General features: G+C 34.3%; 13 protein-coding genes. 10 read left to right on the forward strand and 3 right to left on the reverse strand.

Going from position 1 to position 19492, the window contains the following annotated elements:
- Positions 1-88: 88 nt before the first annotated feature.
- Positions 89-4261 carry a PAS domain S-box protein gene (locus tag ACP5P5_RS06740; protein WP_428285341.1) on the forward strand — a complete coding sequence of 1391 codons (4173 nt, stop codon included), beginning with the start codon at positions 89-91 and terminating at the stop codon, positions 4259-4261.
- A gap of 43 nt (positions 4262-4304) precedes the next feature.
- On the opposite strand, the gene ACP5P5_RS06745 is transcribed toward ACP5P5_RS06740, so the two are convergent.
- From ACP5P5_RS06745 to ACP5P5_RS06755, 3 genes are read right to left on the reverse strand one after another with little or no spacing between them, the layout of a single operon-like run.
- Positions 4305-5081 carry an SDR family oxidoreductase gene (locus tag ACP5P5_RS06745; RefSeq protein ID WP_428285342.1) on the reverse strand — a complete coding sequence of 259 codons (777 nt, stop codon included), beginning with the start codon at positions 5079-5081 and terminating at the stop codon, positions 4305-4307.
- Positions 5078-6415 carry a sensor histidine kinase gene (locus ACP5P5_RS06750; RefSeq protein WP_428285343.1) on the reverse strand — a complete coding sequence of 446 codons (1338 nt, stop codon included), beginning with the start codon at positions 6413-6415 and terminating at the stop codon, positions 5078-5080. The genes ACP5P5_RS06745 and ACP5P5_RS06750 overlap by 4 nt, the downstream gene beginning before the upstream one ends.
- Positions 6408-7748 (reverse strand): sigma-54-dependent transcriptional regulator, encoded by a 1341-nt coding sequence (locus ACP5P5_RS06755; protein ID WP_428285344.1) that lies wholly within the window; start codon positions 7746-7748, stop codon positions 6408-6410. Before ACP5P5_RS06755 ends, ACP5P5_RS06750 begins: the two co-directional genes overlap by 8 nt.
- A 223-nt stretch (positions 7749-7971) precedes the next feature.
- On the opposite strand from ACP5P5_RS06755, the gene ACP5P5_RS06760 reads away from it, so the two are divergent.
- The 9 genes from ACP5P5_RS06760 (at position 7972) to ACP5P5_RS06800 (ending at position 19385) form a co-directional block, all read left to right on the forward strand.
- Positions 7972-9225, forward strand: a complete 1254-nt coding sequence (locus tag ACP5P5_RS06760; protein ID WP_428285345.1) for an efflux RND transporter periplasmic adaptor subunit — start codon at positions 7972-7974, stop codon at positions 9223-9225.
- Between the two features lie 10 nt (positions 9226-9235).
- Entirely contained in the window at positions 9236-9412 is a 177-nt protein-coding gene (locus tag ACP5P5_RS06765; RefSeq protein WP_428285346.1) for a hypothetical protein, read from the forward strand.
- A 24-nt stretch (positions 9413-9436) separates the two neighbouring features.
- Positions 9437-10114, forward strand: coding sequence for an ABC transporter ATP-binding protein (locus ACP5P5_RS06770; protein ID WP_428285347.1), 678 nt, complete (start codon positions 9437-9439; stop codon positions 10112-10114).
- Between the two features lie 15 nt (positions 10115-10129).
- On the forward strand, positions 10130-12496 hold the full coding sequence (locus tag ACP5P5_RS06775; protein ID WP_428285348.1) for an ABC transporter permease: 2367 nt from the start codon (positions 10130-10132) through the stop codon (positions 12494-12496).
- Between the two features lie 21 nt (positions 12497-12517).
- Positions 12518-13948, forward strand: coding sequence for a TolC family protein (locus tag ACP5P5_RS06780; RefSeq protein WP_428285349.1), 1431 nt, complete (start codon positions 12518-12520; stop codon positions 13946-13948).
- Between the two features lie 259 nt (positions 13949-14207).
- The gene (locus tag ACP5P5_RS06785) at positions 14208-14555 is read left to right on the forward strand and encodes a hypothetical protein (protein ID WP_428285350.1); all 348 of its coding nucleotides are present in this window, start codon (positions 14208-14210) and stop codon (positions 14553-14555) included.
- A 69-nt stretch (positions 14556-14624) separates the two neighbouring features.
- On the forward strand, positions 14625-14750 hold the full coding sequence (locus tag ACP5P5_RS06790; protein WP_428285351.1) for a hypothetical protein: 126 nt from the start codon (positions 14625-14627) through the stop codon (positions 14748-14750).
- A gap of 6 nt (positions 14751-14756) precedes the next feature.
- On the forward strand, positions 14757-17885 hold the full coding sequence (locus ACP5P5_RS06795) for a SusC/RagA family TonB-linked outer membrane protein (RefSeq protein ID WP_428285419.1): 3129 nt from the start codon (positions 14757-14759) through the stop codon (positions 17883-17885).
- Between the two features lie 18 nt (positions 17886-17903).
- Positions 17904-19385 (forward strand): SusD/RagB family nutrient-binding outer membrane lipoprotein, encoded by a 1482-nt coding sequence (locus ACP5P5_RS06800; RefSeq protein ID WP_428285352.1) that lies wholly within the window; start codon positions 17904-17906, stop codon positions 19383-19385.
- The last annotated feature ends 107 nt before the right edge of the window (positions 19386-19492 follow it).

Genomic DNA, 19492 nt, shown 5'->3' on the forward strand with positions numbered 1-19492 from the left:
TTGTTTTTTGCTAAATTGGGGCTGTAACGTTTATTGTTAGGTGAAACATGCACCAATAGGGTGCTATCCAATCCTATAAGAAAAGAATATGCAGGAACTATATCATCAAACCATATTAAATGCCCCATTAGCCGTTTTTTTATCTACAGAAGAAGGTACGGTGATAGAAGCGAACTATGCCGCTGCTAAATTATTTGGCTACAATTTAGAGGAATTAAAAGGCATGCATCGGAGTAGTTTTATTGACCAAACTATGCCTGGCTTTGATGAAATGTATGTAGAAAGAGCCCGCACTGTAGCTGTGCATGGAAAATTTATTGGCATAAAAAAAAATGGGGAACGTTTTCCCGTACAAATGTCTTCGCAGCTGTTTATTACCAACGCGGGTGAAAGGAGAGCATCCGCTATCATTGCTGATATTTCTGCAAGTGAAAATCAGGCTGAAAAGAACCGGCAATTAATGGAAGAAATGCAATTGATTTTGTCGAATACAGATGAATCTTTTATAATCATTGATGATCAATTGCATATCGTTGCTGTTAATGCTTCTGCTTCTATTCGTAGTGAAGAAATCTTAGGAAGGAACTTGGAAGTAGGTACTTCCATTTTAAATTATGCTTCTCCGGAAAGATTGCCTGCCTTAAAGCAATTGTATGCCGATGTTTTGGCCGGGCATTCGCATAAAACAATTTTAGCAATCCCCTATAATGGTCAAAATGTATATTATCAAATAACTTATAAACCCATTAAAAACGATGCAGGTGAGGTTAAACATATTATGATTAATATAGTTGACATAACCTTGCAAAAAAACATTGAAAATCAGTTACAGGAATTATTAAGTAATGCAGAACAACTGAAAAACACATTTGAAAAAGAAAGAAACTACTTTGTAAATAGTTTAGAACAGTTATTAGATGGATTTGCTACCATTAACGCAAGTGGAAAAGCCACTTTTATTAATTCGAATGCCAAACGCTTACTGCATATTTCAGAAAATACACAACATCCCAATGTCATTGCTGCAATTCCGGAAACGGAACGGGCTTTGTTTGCACAAGTGGTACAAAATGCTATTGACCTACAGCAATCGAATGTTTTAGAATTGTACCATGCCAGTTGGAATGAGTGGATGCGTTACCGCATATATCCTAACGTGGGTGAGATTACCATTTTTTTCAGAAGCATTACACAAGATGTAAAAAACAGGCAAGCGGTTGAAAATTCTGAAAAAACATATAAACACCTGTTTCAGTATAACCCACAGCCCATGTGGATTATTGATTTTGAAACCAAGCGCTTTTTGGAAGTGAATGAAACCGCCATTCAAAAATATGGGTATAGCAGAGATGAGTTCATGAATATGACGGTGTACGATTTGGGTACTCAGGCTGAGGCTGAAAAATTACAGCAAGAGTGGCAACACACAGGGAACTTAGATGTTTATTTTGGCCAATGGCAACATGTAACAAAATCGGGGAATATAATTGATGTTGAAATTACTGCCCATAAAATTACTTATAATCAAAAGCCAGCCTCATTAATATTAATTAATGATATAACCGAACGCATAAGAGCCAGAAAATTATTGGAGCAAAGTAACCAACGGTTTGAATATGTATCTGAAGTATCATTCAATGCTATTTGGGATTGGGATATTCTTTCAGGTAATATGTACTGGGGTAATGGTTACAATGAATTGTTTGGATATGCATTAGATAATAATAAGGGCAGTATTGATTTGTGGAAAAGTAGAATACATCAAAAAGATGCGCAACGTGTAACGGAAAGTTTACAAAAGGCAATAGCCGATGGAGCAAATTTTTGGGAAGCATCTTATTACTACCAAAAGGCAGATGGTACCTGGGCCTATGTTTTAGATAGAGGTAAAATTTTAAAAGATGAAAATGGTAAACCCTACCGTATGGTGGGTGCCATGCAAGATGAAACATTTAATAAGTACAACCAGTCAATTCAGGAAATTGAAAATATTATTTATAACCTTAATTTACAGCAACAGGTTTCATTTAAAGATGTAATTGATGTTTTATTACTTGAATTAGAAAAGTTGCACCCCAATATGTTGGCTTCGGTGCTAACCTTGCAAGCCGACAATACCGTACAACATTTATCGGCCCCTCATTTGCCGGAAGGTTATTTAAAAGCAATAGATGGTGCACCTATCGGTCCTGCTGCGGGGTCATGTGGTACGGCCATGTACAAAAAGGAAATGGTAGTAGTTGAAAATATTGAAAAAGACCCACGTTGGAAATTATACAAACATATTGCCTTACAATACAATTTAAAAAGTTGTTGGAGCATACCTATTTTTAATAAGAATAATAATGTATTAGGAAGCTTGGCTTTTTATTATACCGAACCTAAAAAGCCCTCTCAGTTGCAATTACAAACCATGGAGCGCATGAGTAGGCTAATCGGTATTGTAATGGAAAATCATTACAACTATTTATTATTAGCAACCAATAAACTTCGGTATGAATTAATAGCACAGGCTACCAGTGATGCGTTATGGGACTGGAATATTAAGAATAAGACGGTAGAATTATTGGGAGATGGTTTTGAGAAATTATTTGGTTATCCTTCAGATGTATTGCAGCGGGATAGAGATTTTTGGACCAGTCATATTCATCCGGAGGATTTGCCCGACCTAATAGAGCGAGAAAAAGCTGCGTTTAAAAATACCAAGCAAACCATTTGGGAGGCAGAATATCGTTTTAGAAAAAGTGATGGGCAATATGCATATGTACGTGATAAAGGTTTCATTATACGCGAGGAAGATGGTACAGTAACTAGAATGATAGGTGCAACAGAAGATATAACGTTAAGAAAAAAGAATGAGGAAGAATTAAATCGGCTTTCCATGGTAGCTAAAGAAACCACCAATGCCGTAATTATAACTGATGCACAAGAAAATATTACTTATGTAAATGAGGCCTTTACTAAAATAACCGGTTATACTTTAAAAGAAAGTTTAGGTAAAAATCCCCGTTTCTTACAAGGCCCGTTATCGGATGCAGCATCCATTGCATATATGCGTCAACAAATTAAGGCACAACAACCTTTTGAATGCAAAATACTCAATTATACCAAACAAGGTATCCCTATTTGGTTGCATATACAAGTGCAACCCATTTTTAATGAGCATAAACAACTGATTCAATTTTTTGCCATTGAAACGGATATAACCGAAGCCAAAAAAACACAGGAAGCTCTTCGATTAGAAGAAGAGAAATACAAACAATTATTTAATACCAACCCGGCGTCCATTTTTATATGGGATATGAATACCCTGCAAATTTTAGATATGAACGATACCGCTATTATTGAATATGGATATTCACGTAAGGAATTATTGAAAATGACTATTCTTGAGTTAAGACCTCCATCAGAATTTAATACATTACAACAGTTTATTAATGAATTTAAAAATTCCGATAAAAAGAAGCATGTTCAAATATGGCAGCATGTTAAAAAAAATGGGGAGTTGATGCAAATGGAAATTGCTTCACACAAAATTATATATGAGGGAAAAGAATGCGTAATGGGCATTGGTACAAATATAACGGAACGATTAGCCTTGGAAGCTAAATTAGCGGAAGAGCAAGCACAAAGGCGTAATGAAGTAATTGAAGCAGAAATAGCCGCACAGGAAAAAGAAAGACAAGAAATTGGTCGTGAATTACATGATAATGTGAACCAAATACTTACTGCCAGCCGTATTTATGTTGAGATGGCTAGAAAAGCACATCCGGAGGAAGATGAGTTGTTGCAACAATCATCCTGGTATATTATTCAGGCTATTGAAGAGATTAGGAAACTTTCCAAGGCTTTAATTAATCCGGTTGACAAAGACGTTAGTTTAAAAGAAGCCATTCGAAAATTGGTTGGAGACATGTCTTTGTTGTTGAATGAAGGAGTAGAAATTGATTTATTGCATTTTAATGAAAAAGATTTAGAAGAAAAATTTCGTTTAAACTTATACCGGATTGTACAAGAGCAGTTAACAAATATTAGCAAACATGCAGAAGCTACTCAGGTAAAAATTCAATTGAAACGTACGTCAAAACATATTATGTTGCGTATTGAAGATAATGGCAAAGGATTCAATGTTAATCAGGTAAAATCAGGCATAGGGCTAAACAATATTCGGAAAAGAACTGAAATGTATAAAGGCCGCTTTGAAATAGAAAGTGAACCGGGAAAAGGTACTGTTTTAAAAGTTGATTTTTTAAACGTATGAGTTGTTCAGGGCTATTTACAAGAAGTGGTTTCAATGGTTGTGCTTATCCAAAAATTCCTTTTATTAGCCCCCCATCTACAGCAATGGTTTGGCCGGTAATATAACCTGCTTCTTTACTTAACAGCCATAGTGCTAATTGCGCAAATTCGGTTGCGTTACCCAAACGTTTAACGGGTATTTTGTTGTTTTCCTGTTGCTGAATGATATGGATGTCTGCACCTGTTTGCGCTTGCTTCTTTTTAAAAACACGTTCAATAGCAGGGGTATTATGTGGTCCTGGGGCAAGAATATTACAGGTAATTCCTTTGTGGGCATATTCGTTGGAAAGTGTTTTGGCAAACCCTGTAACGGCCAATCTATAAGTGGTACTTAATACTAAATTATCCATTGGTTCTTTAACGGTAGCACTTTCTATAAAAACTATACGACCATAACCTTGCTGTTCTAAATGGGGTAAAATGGCTTTTATAAATTTCACTTTCCATCTTAGTAATAATTGGTAGGCCATATCCCATTGTTCCATGCTAGTTTCCTCAATAGTTGCAGCAGGTGGGCCTCCGGCATTCATACATATACCTGATATGTAGGCCGATTGGGCTAATTGAATAAATGCATTAAGTGTTGCTTCGTCGCTAATATCACCAACTACAAATTGAACTTGGTTGGGGAATTGGCTTTGTAGCGCTTGTAATTTTTCCACACTTCGGCCAACGGTAATAACGGATTCGCCTTGTTGTAATAATTGTAATGCAATGGCTTGCCCTAATCCTGATCCGGCACCGCCTACTATATAATGCCTTTTGGTGTTGTTGTTATTCATGTGCCACTATTAAAATACAAAGTAAAAATACTTCCTTTACCCGATATAGAATGCACTTGAATATCGCCCTTATGTAATAGCATAATTTGTTTGCAAAGGCTTAATCCAATACCGTTGCCATTTTTTTTGGTAGTAAAAAATGGAATAAAAATTTTGTCCTTTATTTCCTCATCAATACCCTGTCCATTGTCAATTACTTTAATGCTTGTTCCATCCTCATGTTGTTCAGCCTTTATATGCAATAGGGGGTCCTGCGTACATTTTAATGCCTCCAAAGCATTGGTAATTAAGTTAATGAATACTTGTTCCAATAAATCGTTATCGCCCAATACTATTAAATCAATCGGTTGAACAGAGATTTGCCAATCGATGTTTTTTGCATTTAGTGTAGGGCGCATTAACAAGTCAATGTGCTCTAGAATTCGTTGAACAGAAATTGGCGCTTTTTTCAATTGTTGTATGGCACTTAAATTTCTATACACTTGTGCAAATCTCAGTAAGCCATCACTCCTTCTTTTAATTGTTTCTATACCAGCTATTAAATCAATATCTTTTTCATTATTAGAAGGTTGTTGTGTATGGTAATTTTGTAATAATGTATCTGCTAATGAAGAAATGGGAGCCACTGAGTTCATTATTTCATGTGTCATTACATTTAATAAACTATTCCAAGCTTTTGTTTCTGTTTCTTCCACCACATGGTTAATATTCTGAAATACCAATAGCTTTTGCGTACTATCTGCTGTTTTAAAAGTTGTAGCAGTTAATAATATTTTTGTTTTAGAAATTTGTTGTTGTGTTTCAATTAACTTGGTTTCGCCTGGTAAAATAGATTTGATATTATCATAAAGAATAGGGTCTCTTTTCGAAATACCTTTTAAGTTTTTTATGTAAGGTATTTGTACTATTTTTTTAAGTGCTTCATTCATCCATTGCACATCTTCAGTTGAAGTATTATAGGCTAATATACCGGTATTAATCAATGTCAACATTTTTTCAAGGTATTGTGCATGTAGCTCTTTTTCGCGGCTTAGTTGCTTAAATATTTGATTAATATTATTAAAGCTTTGCCTTAATGGTTTTAAATGAGACGGAGTTGCTGCTAAATTAAAGTAACGGGTAAAGTCTTTATAGTAAATGGCTTCCGAAAATTCTGCAATTTCTTTATCAATTTTTTTATAAAAGAAAATGATTTTGAAGGCAATGAATAATATAAGTAAAAAGCATCCAATTGAAAATAGGTAGTGTTTTTGTAGGAATAACCATGTACCTGCACTGGCAGCTAATACTAATAGCAAACAGCTTAAAGCAATATAAGTGGTAATTTTAGTCAATATCGTATTTGTTTAATCTTCTGTATAGTGCAGTGCGGGTGATGCCAAGTTCTTTTGCGGCTTTTGAAATGTTGCCATTATTATTTTCAATGGCTTTTAAAATAGTCTTTTTTTCTACATTACTTAAAGTGTCGTTTTTTTCTAGTTCAACCGTTTTTTCAATAGGTGAGTATATAATATCTTGTTCCGTTATCATGTTACTATCGGCCATAATTACAGCACGCTCAATTATATACTGTAATTCCCTAACATTTCCGGGAAATGAATACTGTTGTAGTTTTTTAATTGCCGATTGATGTAATTGAGTAGGGGGCTTTAAATATTTTTGGCTATACACCTCTAAAAAATAATTGGCTAAAGGCACAATATCTTCTTTTCTATTGCGCAATGGTGGAATAATAATTTCTACGGTATTAATTCTGTATATTAAATCTTTCCTGAACTTATTTTCATTTGATAGGTCCTGAATGCTGATATTCGTTGCACAAATTAAACGGATATCTATTGCCGTAGGTTCATTACTGCCTAATTTAGTTACCTGCCTGTTTTGAAGTACCGTTAAAAGTTTAGCTTGTTGTTGTAAACTAATGTTTCCTATTTCATCTAAAAATAGCGTACCCCCATTAGCGGCTTCAAACCTGCCTAATCTGTCCTCTTTCGCATCGGTGAATGCACCTTTTTTATATCCAAACAATTCACTTTCAAATAATGATTCCGTTAATGCACCAACATCAACTTTTATAAAAGGCGACTTATTTCGTAGTGATTGTTCATGTATGGCTTTGGCAATTAAATCCTTACCGGTACCATTTTCACCCAGTATTAAAATATTGGCATCGGTAGGTGCTACTTTTTCAATTTTTAAAAAAACTTCTTGCAACACTTCACTTTGCCCAATAATAGTAGTATTGCCGGAATGTTTTGTGTTTTGCTTCTTTGTTTTTTCGGTTGTAGGTATTGAATGATAAATTGTCTGCAATAATTTTTCATTGTTCCAGGGCTTAACTATAAAATCGGTAGCGCCTTCTTTCAACGAGCGTATGGCTAAATCAATGGCACCATAAGCTGTTATCATAATTACACTAGTATCAGGATATTTCGATTTTATTTTTTGTAACCAATAAATGCCTTCATTGCCGGAATGAATAACACTTTTGAAATTCATATCAAGCAAAATGACATCAAACTTTTTTGTTGTCAGTAAGGAAGGAATTTGTTCCGGATTTTTTTCTGTTGTTACAGTTGCTCCGGTTGATCGCAATAAATAACTCACGGCTGTTAAAACATCCGGATCGTCATCTACTACTAAAATTTGAATGGGCGGTAATTTCATTCCCTTTAACCTATATTTAATCCCATCAAAAATAACAGCTTTGTGGAAATGTTTACAATAATAGCCCCTGCATTCTGGCTTGTTGAACAAAGTGTAATAAAAGCGAACAGTGTTTGTATCAAAAGCGGACACTATTGATAGGTAAATTACAATTTGTCTATTGAAAATCAATTCGTTACAACTCTGGCATTCTTTTGCATGATAGTTTTCAGACCAAAAAATTATGGATACAATAATTGAAAAGAAGCCATTAGGCAGAAAAGCCATTCAACGCATTGTTATAGCACTTATCATAATTATTGCTATAGTTAGTGCTTCGTTGTACACAATGCATAGTGCACAAACAAAAGTGAGTGCTGATAGAGTAACAATTAGCGAAGTGGTACAAGGCACCTTTCAGGAATATATTCCACTTACAGGTATTGTAATGCCGGTAACTACTATTTATTTGGATGCCTTAGAAGGCGGAAGGGTTGAACAAAAATTTGTAGAAGACGGTGCAATGGTAAAAAAGGGGCAACCATTATTACGTTTGTCGAATACTGATTTGGCTTTGAGTTTGGTAAATCAGGAAACCTCTGTGTACAATTTATTAACTCAGATGCAAATTTCGCGGAATGCTGCTGTACAAAATACGGTGAATAAATTGAACCAATTGGCAGATGTAGAAAGTCAGTTAAAAGAAGCAAAACGTATTTACGATTTAGATAAACATTTATATCAGGAAAAAGCCATTGGCCTACAAGAATTTAAACAAGCGGAAAACAACTATTTATACTATAACGAAAAAATGAAACTGAGTAAGCAAATATTAGAACAAGACTCAGTTTTTAATCAACAGCAATTGCAACAATCCAGGCAATCGTATGAGGGATCGCAAAATGCGTTGAATGTAATGCGCAAAAAAGTAGGCGATTTAATTGTACGCGCACCCATTGACGGACAATTAACTGCTTTGAATGTTGAAATTGGACAAAATAAACGACAAGGGGAGCGATTAGGACAAGTAGATGCGGTGAATGGTTTTAAAGTAAGTGCCGATGTTGATGAACATTATATTTCCAGGGTGTACAATGGATTAAAGGCAATTTGTACTGTTGCGGGTAAAAATTATACATTAAACATTACTAAAGTATTTGCACAGGTGGTAAGCGGAAAGTTTCAGGTTGATATGCAATTTAAAGATTCCATTCCTGATGGTATTAAACGAGGGCAGACCTTGCAGATACAATTAATTTTAGGTGATGCCATTCCCTCGGTATTGCTTCCTAAAGGTTCTTTTTCACAACAAACCGGTGGTAACTGGGTATATGTGCTCAATAAAAATGGCAATCAGGCTTATAAAAAAGAAGTACAACTTGGCATGCAAAATCCGGATTACTATCAGGTAATAAAAGGGTTACAGCCCGGCGAAAAAGTGATTACATCCAGCTATGAAAGTTTCAATAATGCATCAACAATAGATATCATTAATTAAATTATTTAACATGAAATTCTTTATATTATTTTATTTTTTATCCTTGTTCGAGGGCGCATCAAAGTTGCACTTAAACAAAACTAACTGTACAATATCAGTAATGAAAGAAGCTAAAAATGAGTTAGAAGTAATAACTGATGATTTATTAATAACGCCTGCTGATGCACTTTTCTATAAAATACAATAATTACTAACACCCAAATAAAAATGTATGATACAAATAAAACAGTTAAAAAAAGTTTACCGAACAGATGAAGTAGAAACGGTTGCTTTAAATGCTATTAATCTTATGGTTGACAAGGGCGAATTTGTTGCCATTATGGGTCCATCAGGCTGCGGTAAAACAACCTTAATGAATATTCTAGGATTATTAGATGAGCCGGATAGTGGTAGTTTTATTTTTAATGGCACAGAAATAGCCCATTTTAGCGAAAGCCAACGTGTTCAACTCAGGAAACAAAATATAGGCTTCGTTTTTCAAAACTTTAATTTAATAGATGAATTAACTGTTTATGAAAATGTTGAATTGCCATTAATCTATACCGGACATAAATCTACCGAAAGAAAAAAAATGGTAACGGAGGTATTGGAAAGAATGCAATTAATGCATAGACGATCACATTATCCTCAACAATTATCAGGTGGTCAACAGCAACGAGTTGCCGTTGCAAGAGCAGTAGTTAATAAACCTGCCTTAATATTAGCCGATGAGCCTACCGGAAACCTTGATTCTAAAAATGGAAATGAGGTGATGCAATTATTGACTGAATTAAATGAGCAAGGCACTACTATTGTAATGGTAACACATAGCGAACATGATGCTAAATACAGTCACCGAATCATTAGGATGCTTGATGGGCAAACGATAATGGAAAATATTTTAGTATAATCCAATTTAAAAATTATGATTATCAATTATTTAAAAATTGCCTTTCGGAATTTATTGCGTCAAAAGGCATTTTCTTTCACTAATATTTTAGGCCTTTCTATTGGTTTGGCTTGTGCTTTGTTTATTGTAATGTGGATATTAGATGAGTTTTCTTATGACCGCTTTTTTAAGAACTATGATACCATTTACAGTATAAAAGTTACTCGCACTTTCGATAACACTAAAAATACCGATGGCGCAATAGCTTACCCTTTAACCAATGCTATTGCTGAAAAAATGCCACAAGTGAAATATGCGGTCGAATCTACCTACCCCTCAAGTCATGTATTAGCATTTAATGAAAATAAAATAAAGAAAACGGGTTACCAGGTTACTGCTAACTTTTTTAAACTTTTTACTTTTCCTTTTTTGCAGGGCAATGCTGCAACTGCAGTAACTGATCCTAATTCTGTGGTATTAACAGCCGCTACGGCACAAGCTTTATTTGGTAATAATTCTCCCTTAGGAAAATTAGTAACATTTGATAATCAGCAAACATATAAAGTAACAGGTGTAATTGGTGATATACCTCATAATTCAACCCTTCAATTTGATTTTGTTATTCCTTATAGTTTTTCACCGGAGGATTATCAGCATGTTGCGAATGACTGGGTAAACGCATTTAATCTTGGATATATAGAAGTTTTGCCGGGAACAAATATTGCTGCATTGGAAAAGCAAATCAATCAATTGTATAAACAGAATAATCCTAATGATGATGCGAAGACCTCCTATCTTTTACAACCAATGTCTGAATGGCGTTTGTATAGCGATTTTAAAGATGGTAAAAATGTTGGAGGAATGATTGATTATGTGCATTTATTCAGCATTATTGCTGTGGTAATTTTATTAATTGCTTGTATCAACTTCATGAATCTGTCAACAGCGCAAGCAGAGAAAAGAGCCAAAGAAGTTGGTGTTAGAAAGACTTTAGGTTCAGATAGAGCATCATTAGTGTTCCAATTTTTTATGGAATCATTCTTAATGGTGTGTATAGCATTTGTTATTGCTTTGTTGTTGGTTTATTTGTTATTACCTTCTTTTAATTTAATGGTTGATAAACAAATTAAATTACCATTTGCAAATACACAATTCTGGTTATATGCGGTGCTTATGATTGTATTTACTGCTATCGTTGCAGGCATTTATCCGGCAGTATATTTATCCTCGTTTAATGCAGCAACGGTTTTAAAAGGCACTTTTAAAGCTTCTAATAAATTATTGGCACCAAGAAAGTTATTGGTGATTGGCCAATTTGCAGCTTCATTTGTATTAATAGTTGCTACCATTATTGTTTATCAACAAATACAACATGCACGACATCGTGATTTGGGCTATAATCCTAACGACTTAATCATTGTTAGTTCATCGCCTGAGTTAGACAATAATTATGCAGTTTTGAAACAGCAGTTGTTGAATACGGGAGTAGTTGATGCAGTTACCAGAACTACTTCACCTATGACAGAAATTTGGAATTATTCACCTGCCCCTGATTGGCCCGGCAGACCACAAAACAACAATTTTATTGTAAGTGCTATGGCTGTTGGTTCCGATTTTGCAAAAACTACAGGTGCCAGAATGATTGCAGGTAGAGATTTTAAAGAAGGTTCAATAGCCGATTCTACAGGTATTATATACAACAAAGCAGCAATGGACAAAATGAATTTACCCGATCCAATTGGAAAACAGGTTAAATTTTTTGGAAAAACATTTACCATTATTGGCGTAACGGATAATATAGTTATGGCATCACCTTACAAACAGGTTGATCCAATGATTATGCTTTTTTATGATAATAAAAGACCAGGGTTTGTGGATATCCGTTTAAAAAATGGTGTACAGCCACAGCATGCTATTCCTAAAATTGCAGCTATTTATAAAGCATTAAATCCGGCATATCCTTTTGAGTACAAATTTGCAGATGATGAGTTTGATAAGAAGTTTGTAACAGAAGAATTGATTGGTAAGCTTACAAATATATTTGCTTCAATATCCATCTTCATCTGTTGTATTGGTTTGGCGGGTTTAGTTTCATTTTCAATTCAAAAGCGATTTAAAGAAATAGCCATCCGTAAAATATTAGGTGCATCTGTTTGGCAAATTATTGAATTAATTGCTGCCGATTTTTTGAAGCTGGTTGCTATTGCCATTGTTATTGCTATACCTGTTACCTGGTGGTTAATGAACGGTTGGTTAAATAATTATACTTATCATGTAACTATTCAACCCATGGTGTTTGCATTGGTGGCTATTGTTATGTTGTTAATTACATTAATCATAGTGGGCATAAATGCAAGCAATGCTGCTACAACAAATCCTGCAACTGTTATTAAAAGCGAATAAATGGAATTAACAAAAGTGAATATGAAACATATTCTTGTAATAGTGCTTGTATTTTTTTGTGCTACTCAATTAGCAATGGCACAAAAAACAAATCATCAGATCTTTACATTAGAGGGTTGTATAACAACTGCTATTGCAGCCAATCAACAGTTATTGTTGGCGCAAAATCAGGCTGCTATTGATAATACGAATTACCAACAAGCAAAGAGTAATTTGTTACCTTATGTAGGCGCTAATATTTCACATGGATTAAATGAAGGAAGAAGTATTAACCCTTATACTAATGCTTACTCTGACCAAAAAATTGATTTTGCTCAATACAATGTGTCTGCTTCTTTTTTATTATGGAACGGAAATGCGCTTCATCAAAATATTCAACAAAACAGGTTAAATGCTAAGGCTAGTAATATGGATGCTCAACAGGCACGTGATAATTTAGTTATTCAAGTAATACTTAGTTATTTACAAGTGTTAAGCCTACAAGAGCAAATTAAAGCGGCACAACAGCAGGCACAAGTATCTGAAGCGCAGGTACAACGTTTAACGTTATTGAATAATGATGGTGCTATAGCTCCAGCCACATTGTTTGACATGAAAGGGCAGTATGGCAATGACCAGTTGAATGTTATTAATTTACAAAATCAATTAACGAATGCTAAGCTATCATTGTTTGCATTGATGAATACCAATTTTGTTGAAAATGCTTTTTTTGAACCTATAGTCAATGAAATGCAAAAACAAGATAGTAGTGTTACAGCTAACAGCGCTTATCAATTGGCACTTAACAACATGCCTATGGTAAAAGCATATCAATATCGCTGGGAAAGTAATCTTAAAAAAGTAAAAGTGGCAAAGGCACAATTATTACCATCGTTAAGTTTTAATGTTGGGTTAGGCACCAATTATTCCAGTTTAGCCAACACATTGCAATATGTAAATACTACTGAAGTAGCCACAGGTGGTTATGTAAGTTACAATGGCTCAAAATTGCCTGTTTACATGCAGCAGAATAATTATGTAAACCAAAATATTTCTTATGGGCAACAGTGGAAGAATAATTTCAATGCTTCACTAAGTTTGGTTTTGCAAATTCCCATTTTAAATGGGTTACAAGCTCGAACTAAAGTAAGGCAGGCACAAATACAAGTTAAACAATCTGCTTTTTTATTAAATACTACCAAAACACAATTACAGCAATCAGTTTATAGTACCTATTTAAATATGTTGCAAGCTGAAAAAACTGAAAAAGTTTCAATAGCTCAGTTGTCTGATTTTACGCAATCATTTCACGCAGCAACAGTGAAATTTGAAGCCGGTGTGGGCACCTCTGTAGATTATATTATTGCCAAAACAAATATGGATAAAGCAAGTATCAATGCTATTGTTGCCAGATACAATGTGTTGTTGCTGCAAAAGGTATTAGATTATTATCAAGGAGTATTAAAGTTTTAAGTTTTCGTTAGTGTTGTTTTCTAGGTTTTATTTATTACAAAGTAGTAGTGAAAAGTAGCTGCCATTCTTGGCAGCTTTTTTTTGTTTATTCCATTTCAATGTTAACAAATTATTACCTGTAATACGAATGTATGAGTGTTTACAATTTGATAACATGCTTTTGAGTTCAAATACTTCATTGCACAAATAGATTTGCGCGTCATTTTATTGCATGCATTACAAACTGCTTTATTTTCTTTTTATACTCGGATTTGCATATATGCAAAATCCGTCCTATGGTGCGGGAGTTATGAAAGGGGAACACATTGCTTTTAAAGCAAAACAGCAATTGTGCTATGAAATGAATATTGGTGCTAGTTGGAAAAATGAAAGCAAAACTAATTCCAATGCATTCCTGTACTCCATTAATGATGCTTCTATTTTAGAGGATGATGAATGCTTTGATACATTCACTGTTTTTGAAAAACCGGCTTATCAATTCCCTGCATTAGTTGTACCAACTTCATTCAATTGCCTAAATACTTTTAATTTTTTCAATGCGCATTTTGCATTAAAAGCATTGTATCATAACACCATACTGGTTCGTATAAGTACTTTCCGCATATAGAATTTATTATTCTTTATTCTGTTTTATCCAGCCATTTTTTTACAATTTTTCATTTACAAATATTATTTTATGCGTAGTAAATTTTTACTGCTTTCGTTTTACTTAATAGCTTTATTTACCTTCATTAATTCAGTACCACTTCTGGCTCAAAATAATTTGGCTATTCAAGGAAAAGTGTTGGATGCACAAGACTAAAAACCTATTGATGGTGCAAGTATTACCATTAGTACTAGCGGAAAAGGAACTGCAACAAATGCTCAAGGTGTTTTTAAATTAGAGGCAAGTCCAAATGCTGTTTTAGTTGTATCTTATATGGGCTATTCTAGTGAAAAAATTTCACTTCATGGTCGCAAAGATGTTACAATTTTATTGCAGAAAGAAGTAAAGTCGTTAAATGAGGTGGTGGTAACTGCTTTAGGTATCAGCAAACAATCTAAAGCATTAGGGTATGCGGTTCAATCGGTGAATACCCGCCAAATTACACAGGCAGAAGATCCAAACTTAATTAATAATTTGAGCGGAAAAATTGCAGGTGTTTATATTACAAATGGTGGTGCAGGTGTAGGTTCAACTTCACGAATTGTAATAAGAGGCGAAAATTCATTTACCGGAACCAATCAACCTTTGTTTGTTGTTGACGGTGTACCCATTAACAACGAAACCTATTTTAATAGTGCAATTGAAAATTCAGCCAATCAAGGAACATGGGCTGAAGTAGATTATGGTAATGGTGCAGCAGAAATTAATCCAAACGATATTGCAAAAATTACGGTACTAAAAGGTTCAACTGCGGCTGCGTTATATGGTTCAAGAGCAGCAAACGGTGCAGTAGTGCTGACTACAAAAAAGGGTACAGCTGAAAAAGGAATGCAGGGGGTTAGCTTTAATACTACTACCACATTTGAAACTCCATTAAAGTTACCTCGTTTGCAAAACGAATATGGTGCAGGGATTGATGCTTATCCACTTTCCGGTGCTCCAAGTACTTATACCTACCAAAATGGAGGTGCATCTAATGAAAATAATATTCCTAATTGGGGTTTAAAGTTCGACCCAAATTTAAAAGTAGTTCAGTTTGATAGCCCTATACCTGGCACACCCTATCAAGCAGCCGATTTGATAGCTAGAAGTATTGATCCAACCCTAACACCTCAAGCAACACCATGGATTGGTCATGCCGATCATTTTAAGAACTTTTTGCAAACCGGTATAACCACTCAAAATAATCTATCTTTTGGTGGTGTTAGCGATCATGGAAGTTATCACTTTTCAATAAGTAACTTATATAACAGAGGTATATTACCTAATACGGATTTACGCAGAAATGGTATTGCTTTGCGCACTGAGCATAAATTTAATGATAAGCTTACCTCTAATGTTTTTATTGATTTCATTAATAGTAATAGCAGTAATAGGCCTAATATTGGATATGGTTCAGAAAGTGTTATGTACACATATTTTGGTGTATATGGTATGCCAATTAATATCGACTTGAATTCACTTAAAAAACAATGGCAAACGGGTCGTGATCAACAAAACCAATTCCGTTATTGGAATAATCATGATAACCCATATGTTACCATGTATGATAACGTAAATAGTTTTAATAAAAATCGTTTAATTGGTAATGCCTCTTTAAAATATGCGTTTAATAAAGCATGGACTGCCATGGTTAGAACTGGAACGGATTACTATTCTGATCATAGAGAAGGACATAGAGCTTTTACTACTGTGCGTTTCCCCAGTGGTGGATTTAGAACGGATGATATTAATTATTTTGAAAACAATACAGATTTCTTGGTTAGTTATAATAAGCCTCATAGCAATTTATGGAACTTTGATGCTTCTGTGGGCGGTAACAGATTTATGCAAAACATTTCTTACAATAGAAATATTGCAAATGCATTAATTACCCCTGGTTTGTACAATTTTTCAAATGCACAAAGCCAACTGCCAACACTATATCAACAATTCAATAAAATTGTATACAGTGCCTACGCTTTTGCCGATGCCGATTATAAAGGAATGTTGTTTTTGAATGTAACCGGCAGGAATGATGTTTCTAGTACATTGCCGGTTCAACACAATTCATTCTTCTATCCTTCCGCTTCAGTAAGTGCAATATTGTCTGAAATGCTACATTTACCAAGTGCCATATCTTACTTAAAAGTTCGTGGCTCTGTTGCTAAAGTAGGTAGAGATGCTGATCCTTATTCTATTAATAACACCTATATTACTAATACCCCATTCAATAGTTATCCTTTAACAACTGGTAATAATGTTCTGGCTAATAAAAATTTATTGCCTTCTTCTACTAGTACAACTGAATTTGGGGTTGAAGCACATTTATTTAATAATGCCATTGGTATCGATGCAACTGTTTATAACTCAAACACTAAAAATGAAGTGGTTCAGTTGCCAATACCTGTATCATCAGGCTATACTAACGCTTATGTAAATGGGGCATCTATTAATAATAAGGGTGTTGAAATTATGGTTACAGCAACACCTATTCGTTCAAAAACAATTAATGGCTTGCATTGGGATTTGAACTTGAATTTTAGTCATAATGTATCAGTTGTTACAGCTTTACCTGATGGAATTAATACTTATGTTTATGCGCAAGTTACCCAGTACGACCGTTACTACAGAGCTATACAGTACGATGCAATTGTTGGTCAAAGAATTGGAAATATGTATGGAAATAAATTTATACGCGATCCTCAAGGCAATATTGTATACAAAAATGGTGTACCTCAATTTACTTCATCTCAAAATGGTTTGTTAGGAAACTATAACCCAGATTTTGTGCTAGGTTGGACAAACAACTTTACATATAAAAACTTTAATATGAGTTTTGTAGTAGATTGGCATCAAGGTGGTAAATTTTATTCTTATACAGAGTTAGGCGTATTAGCTGGTGGTATGTCGGTTGAAACATTACCAGGAAGAGAAACAGGAATTATTGGTAAAGGAGTTATGTTAGATGGATCGGGAAAATATGTACCTAATAATGTTAAGGTAGATGCAGCAACTTATTATAATGGCTATTATAATGCCTCTAATAATGAAGCATTTATGTACAATGCAACTTATGTAAAGCTTCGTGAATTTAGGTTGGGATATACATTTAAAAATTTGTTTGGAAACAACTCTAAGGCAAATATGAATGTTTCTTTTATTGCACGTAATGTACTAGAGTTTACACAAAATAAAGACGTTGATCCTGAGACACTTGCTTTACGTGGTCAGCAAATTTTACCAGGTACTGAGTTTTTGAGTATCCCTGCTACCAAAAGCCTGGGAATATCATTGGGGTTAAACTTTTAATTTTTTAAACTTTTATTTATGAAAAAAACATTGCATAAAATTGTCTTTTCAATAATCAGTATTATATTTTTCAGTTCTTGTTCTAAAGAGTTGCAAACCATTAATATTAATCCCAACAATTTAGAAAAACCTGATGCTACAACTTTATTATCAAATACTATTGTATCATTATTTTACAATAATGCGAATATTGTATGGACATTGGGAAATGGATATAATCAATACATGACTTATAGCCAATCCTATTATGACCAACCTACCAGGTATCAGCCTATTACAAATGAACCCTACTGGATTCCTTTGTATGAAACAGCACGCGATGCAAATACGCTTTATAACTTAGCAGTTACTCAAAATAATACGCTTTTACAGGCATCAGCATTAACACTTCGCTCTTATGCTTTTGCACAATTAACGGAATTATGGGGTGATATTCCTTTCAAGCAAGCTTTGCAAGGTGCAAATGGTGTTTACACACCTGTTTATGATAATCAGCAAACTGTATATTTAGATGCGGCTCAAGGTATAATTCCATCGCTAAGGAGAGCCGATAGTTTACTAAAAGCAAATCCTTCAGGGTTAATTAGTGGTGATGTTTTGTATAATTCGAATGTAATGTCTTGGCGTCGGTTTATTAATGCATTGCGGTTACGTTATTTGTTGAGAATATCTTCAAAGGTAAATGTGTCTGCCGAAATGCAGGCTATTGTAAATGATGGTGCCATAATGCAAAATGCCTCACAAAGCGCAACATTAACCCTGCCTACAGTTACCCCTTATAATTTTGTGAGCCTTACCGAGCGTACGGGTGATTTTCAGGTAAAGTATATGAATCAATTATTGTATAATACTTTTGTAAATACAGCTGATACAGCAAGAATAACATCTTATTTTAGTGTAAACGCTAATACTCCTGCAGGAGCTGCTTTTAGTTTTAGTAACTATGGTGGCTTACCTATAGTGGTTGATGCAACAAATACTCAAACCGCTCAGGCATCTAACTTTAATAAAAGTTTTACTAGTGGCTCAAATCCTAACTTAATCAAAGCGCGTATTATTAGTTTTGCAGAACAACAATTTATTTTATCAGAAGCAGCTCTAAAAGGTTTTATTGCAGGAAGTGCTCAAACTTATTACAATAGCGGAGTACTAGGCGCTTATGCAGAAATTGGGTTAGATGCTAATACGGCTAATAATTATTTATTACATGCAAATGTTGCTTTCGATAACTCTAGTTTAAATAATTCTTTACAGCAAATTATTACACAGAAATGGATGGCAAACATAAATAATGGGTTTGAAGGATGGATAGAATACAGAAGAACAGGTTTCCCTGCATTGAATGCAGGCGGTTCAGTTAATTTAAATAATGGTGTAATTCCATCAAGGTTTCTTTATCCCACTTCTGAAAAAAATATTAATGCTAAAAATTATAATGCCGAAATCCAATTAATGGGGGGCACTGAGATTACTACTTATAAAGCTTGGTGGGAAAAATAAAATGTAGCATAAAATAGACTTTATTTAACCTGTTGCAAAGGCAACAGGTTTTTTTATGTTTAGTTGGTTGGTTTCAAATTCAATTTTCCTTCAGAATTCAATCCGTA

Origin of the sequence: Hydrotalea sp., assembly GCF_049968455.1 — a bacterium.
Classification (GTDB): Bacteria; Bacteroidota; Bacteroidia; order Chitinophagales; family Chitinophagaceae; genus Hydrotalea.